A 4,371-nucleotide genomic window follows, 5' to 3' on the forward strand; every position below is an offset into this window, starting at 1 on the left:
CCACCACGGCGAGTGAGTGAAAGCATTTTATCGAATATTTTTTGCTTCGGAAAAATATTCGCAGGGTTCTTAAGGGACGGAGTCCCTTACAACGGGTTTAAGGGCATAGCCCTGCATATGTGGTTGGCTTTCGTATAGGAGCATTGATGATGAAAGATATTTTAGAAGAAGATGAATAGGTTAAGCTTACTTTAAAGGGTTGGGGCAGCGGTCGTTTTGAGAAATTGCAAGTTTATTTTGAATACTGCCCGCATTTTGTGAACGAACCGCTATCCCTCATCTTTAGATTAAAAAGTTTTATATTATATTTAAGGTAATAAATCTTTTAGGTAATATGATGATTGACTTTTGTAAGTTTTATATCTCTTCTGCCGAAGGCTTAGGCACCGCGCCCAGCGGAGTCTTTTTGTCCATATTGTGACTATTAAAAGACTTCGAAGAAGGCTTACTAAAATTTACTTAAGTAAATTTTAGATGTGTGAAACACAATTAATAACACGAGCGGATTTGCGTTAGCAATATTTGCGAGTCGGACAAGCAAAAATTGGCGGGGTTTTAGGGGCAGCGCCCCTCAATACTTTCATTGACAAAAAATCCGAATTTTGTTATCATATTTGTTATAATTTTACACATGAAAGGGTATATAAAATGAAGATTTGGATAGTAAGAATAATAGGGATTTTAATGGTTGCGGCAGGTGCATATTTCCTTCCTAAATTTGACCAAAACGATCCCGAAGAAAGATATAAAAAAATAGTAAGTATCTTTGCAATCCCTATGGGACTTATGGTTATAATGGCTACACTTATACAAATAGGCTAAAATTAAGATAAGGGGGGTAAATGATGAGCGAAAATACACTTGATAAACAGTATGACCCTGGTAAAATAGAGGGTAAAATATATGAAAAATGGGAAAAGGGCGGATACTTCAAGCCCGAAATAAATAAGGACGGAAAGCCTTTTACTATTATAATGCCTCCTCCTAACATCACCGGCAAGCTTCATATCGGACATGCCTTCGACGATACTCTTCAGGATATACTTATCCGTTATAAGAGGATGAAAGGCTACGCCGCACTTTGGGTGCCGGGAGAAGACCATGCGAGTATAGCTACCGAAGTAAAGGTAGTCGATAAGATAAAAGAAGAAACGGGAAAAACAAAGCAGGACCTTGGCAGAGAGAAGTTTTTAGAAGAAGCCTGGGACTGGGCTAGGACTTACAGAAAAGAAATAGCAAATCAGGTAAGGAAACTCGGTTCTTCATGCGACTGGTCCAGAGAACGCTTTACTATGGACGAAGGCGTAAGCGAAGCTGTAAAGGAAACTTTTATAAGGCTCTATGAAAAAGGGCTTATTTACCGCGGGAACAGGATAATAAACTGGTGTCCAAGCTGTAAGACAGCGCTAAGTGACGCGGAAGTGGAATACGAAGAACAAGCTGGACATTTATGGCATATAAAATATCCTATAAAGGACAGCGACGAATTTGTCGTTATCGCCACCACAAGACCGGAAACCATGCTTGGTGATACTGCGGTTGCCATAAATCCCGATGACGAAAGATATTTCCACCTTAAAGGAAAAAGTTTGATACTTCCTCTTGTGAACAAAGAGATACCTATAGTATTCGACGAATATGTAGATAAAGAGTTCGGTACAGGCTGTGTCAAGATAACGCCTTGTCATGACCCTAACGACTTTGAAGTAGGGCTAAGGCATGACCTTGAACAGATAAGAGTTTTCAATGACGACGGGACAATTAACGAATTTGGCGGGAAATATCAGGGTCTTACGACAAAGCAGGCAAGAAAAGCAATAGTTAAAGACCTTGAAGAGTTGGGACTTTTGGAAAAAATAGAAGACCATATGCATAATGTGGGTACATGCTATAGATGTTCCACAACCGTCGAACCTCTTACTTCGCTTCAGTGGTTCGTAAAAATGGAGCCTCTTGCAAAACCCGCAATAGACGCCGTGAATGAAAAAGAAGTAAACTTCGTTCCCGACAGATTTAAGAAGATATATTTCAACTGGATGGAAAACATCAAGGACTGGTGTATATCGAGACAGCTTTGGTGGGGACACAGGATACCTGCTTATTACTGCGTTGAATGTAACGAGATGGTAGTTTCCAAGACGATGCCCGCTAAGTGTGAAAAGTGCGGATGTACGTCTTTTAAACAGGATGAAGACGCTCTCGATACATGGTTCTCTTCAGCTCTTTGGCCTTTTTCTACTTTAGGCTGGCCGAACGAAACCGAAGACCTTAAGAAATTTTATCCCAACGATGTACTGGTTACCGGATTTGATATAATCTTCTTCTGGGTCGCAAGAATGGTATTCTCGGGGATAGAGCAAATGGGTGAACCTCCTTTCCACCATGTATATATCCACGGTCTTGTCAGAGACTCTCAGGGAAGGAAGATGAGTAAATCTCTCGGAAACGGAATAGACCCTCTCGAAGTGATAGATAAATACGGAGCAGACGTCCTTCGTTTCTCTCTCGTTACGGGAAATAAAGCCGGCAACGATACAAGGTGGCAGGAAAGCAAAGTCGAATCAAACAGGAACTTTGCCAACAAGATAAACAATGCCGCAAGGTTTATCCTTATGAACCTTGAAGATTTTGACGCAAACAAAGAAGCGGATCTATCCAAACTTCATAACACGGATAAATGGATAATCTCAAGGACCAATCAAATAGTAAAAGAAGTTACTGCAAATATAGAAAAATACGAGTTCGGTATCGCTGCTGAAAAACTTTATACGTTCATATGGAGTGAATTCTGCGACCTTTATATTGAATTTGCCAAACCAAGCCTGAACTCTGAAAATAAAGAAGACAGATTTAACACTCAGTATACTCTTAACTTGGTGTTTATGAATATCCTTAAAATGCTTCACCCTTATATGCCTTTCATCACCGAGCATATTTATTCTTTTATGCCGGGAAGAAAGGACATGCTTATTGCTGCTGAGTACCCTGAGTACAAAGAAGGATATAACTTCCCTAAGGAAGAAGAAGATATAACCATAATAGTAGAGGCTTTAAGAGCGGTTAGAAACGCCAGAGCAAATATGGATATTCCACCTTCAAAGAAAGCCGACGGATATATATTTGCAGGCTCGAAAGAAATGGAAGAAGTGTTCTCTTCAAGTAAAGACATCTTGTGTAAGCTTGCAGGTTTTAAAGATATAAGCTTCATAGACAGTGAATACGATAAGGAAGAAGCACTCTCGGTAGTCGTACAGGGCGGTAAGATATTTATCCCTATGGGCGAACTTATCGACAGGGAAAAGGAAATAGAAAGACTTAAAAATGAAGAAAAGAAACTAATAAAGGAAATCGAAAGGCTTGATAAAAAACTTTCAAACAAGAATTTCACCGATAAGGCTCCCGAAAAGGTAGTTGAGGGTGAAAGAGAAAAACTTAAAAAATATCAGTCTTTGATGGACGAAGTCAAAGAGAGCCTCGATAAACTTAAATAATATTAAGAGTACTTCCCTTAAAAAAGGACTTAGGAAAATCCTAAGTCCTTTTTTTGTGTAAGGTTATACTTTGTATAATCAGGTTTTAACAGTTAGTTTAAAATAAAAAACTTCGAGTTTTAATGCAGTAAAAAAGACAGGCATGACGCCTGTCCTTTTTTTATAAAGTTCAGTGGCAGTAATTTAAGTAAACTTTGCGACTTAGGTTTGGTAGGATTTCCCGAAAATATACAAAAACGTCGCCGTAATTGCGGTTTCCCTTTCAATATTTCCCTGCCTCATTACTGCGGGCAGAACCAAATCCCCACTTAGTTCACACTGTAATCCCCAAATTACCATCGTTAGAAACAGCCTAGGAGCTTTCCTCAGCGATTTCACTATGATCTAGTTTCTTTTGCAATATAGGTTTCATAAGCAATACTTTTTTATCTTAGAGCTCACTCGATAAAAAGTTGGTTCCGTATTTCCCCCTATATCACTCAAAACAGGCTACACTACTTCAGCATCAGTAGCGGATTTACCACCGCACTGTCACATCCATAGGTTTCTCCCATAGAGAATAAATCTCTATGAGCCTCCGCGGAAGTAGGGTCTACGCCTGCATGCCGTTGCAGATCGCCCCAGCTTCCTTACTTCCTGAAAGAACCCCTTACTGGGCGTAAGAAGCCCAAACAAGAAACTTCATCGATATGCCCTTTGACGGATTTTTAGCCCCGCCTTCAACCATAGCGAAACCGACTAGGATACTGCGCCACTGTTCATATTATATCATACCCCAATATTTCTTACAATAATACTTTTTCTTTTTCCAAAGAAACAAAAGTTAAGGGCTGTCTGCCCTTAAAAACCCTGTTATAAGGGACTCCGTCCCTTAAGAACC

At 39.7% G+C, this 4,371-nt stretch carries 2 protein-coding genes; both read left to right on the forward strand.

Going from position 1 to position 4,371, the window contains the following annotated elements:
• Window positions 1–648 precede the first annotated feature (648 nt).
• Complete coding sequence (locus NSA01_RS09700) at window positions 649–822, forward strand: hypothetical protein (RefSeq protein WP_257481258.1); 174 nt, start codon at window positions 649–651, stop codon at window positions 820–822.
• Between the two features lie 23 nt (window positions 823–845).
• On the forward strand, window positions 846–3,491 hold the full coding sequence (locus tag NSA01_RS09705; RefSeq protein ID WP_257481259.1) for a valine--tRNA ligase: 2,646 nt from the start codon (window positions 846–848) through the stop codon (window positions 3,489–3,491).
• Window positions 3,492–4,371 lie beyond the last annotated feature (880 nt).

Origin of the sequence: Anaerofustis stercorihominis, assembly GCF_024623185.1 — a bacterium.
In the GTDB taxonomy this organism is placed as follows: domain Bacteria; phylum Bacillota; class Clostridia; order Eubacteriales; family Anaerofustaceae; genus Anaerofustis.

What these genes read in the sequence shown, in the direction of transcription:
- NSA01_RS09700 (WP_257481258.1), top strand. Translation starts at nt 649, where the DNA reads ATGAAGATTTGGATAGTAAGAATAATAGGGATTTTAATGGTTGCGGCA.
- NSA01_RS09705 (WP_257481259.1), top strand. Translation starts at nt 846, where the DNA reads ATGAGCGAAAATACACTTGATAAACAGTATGACCCTGGTAAAATAGAG.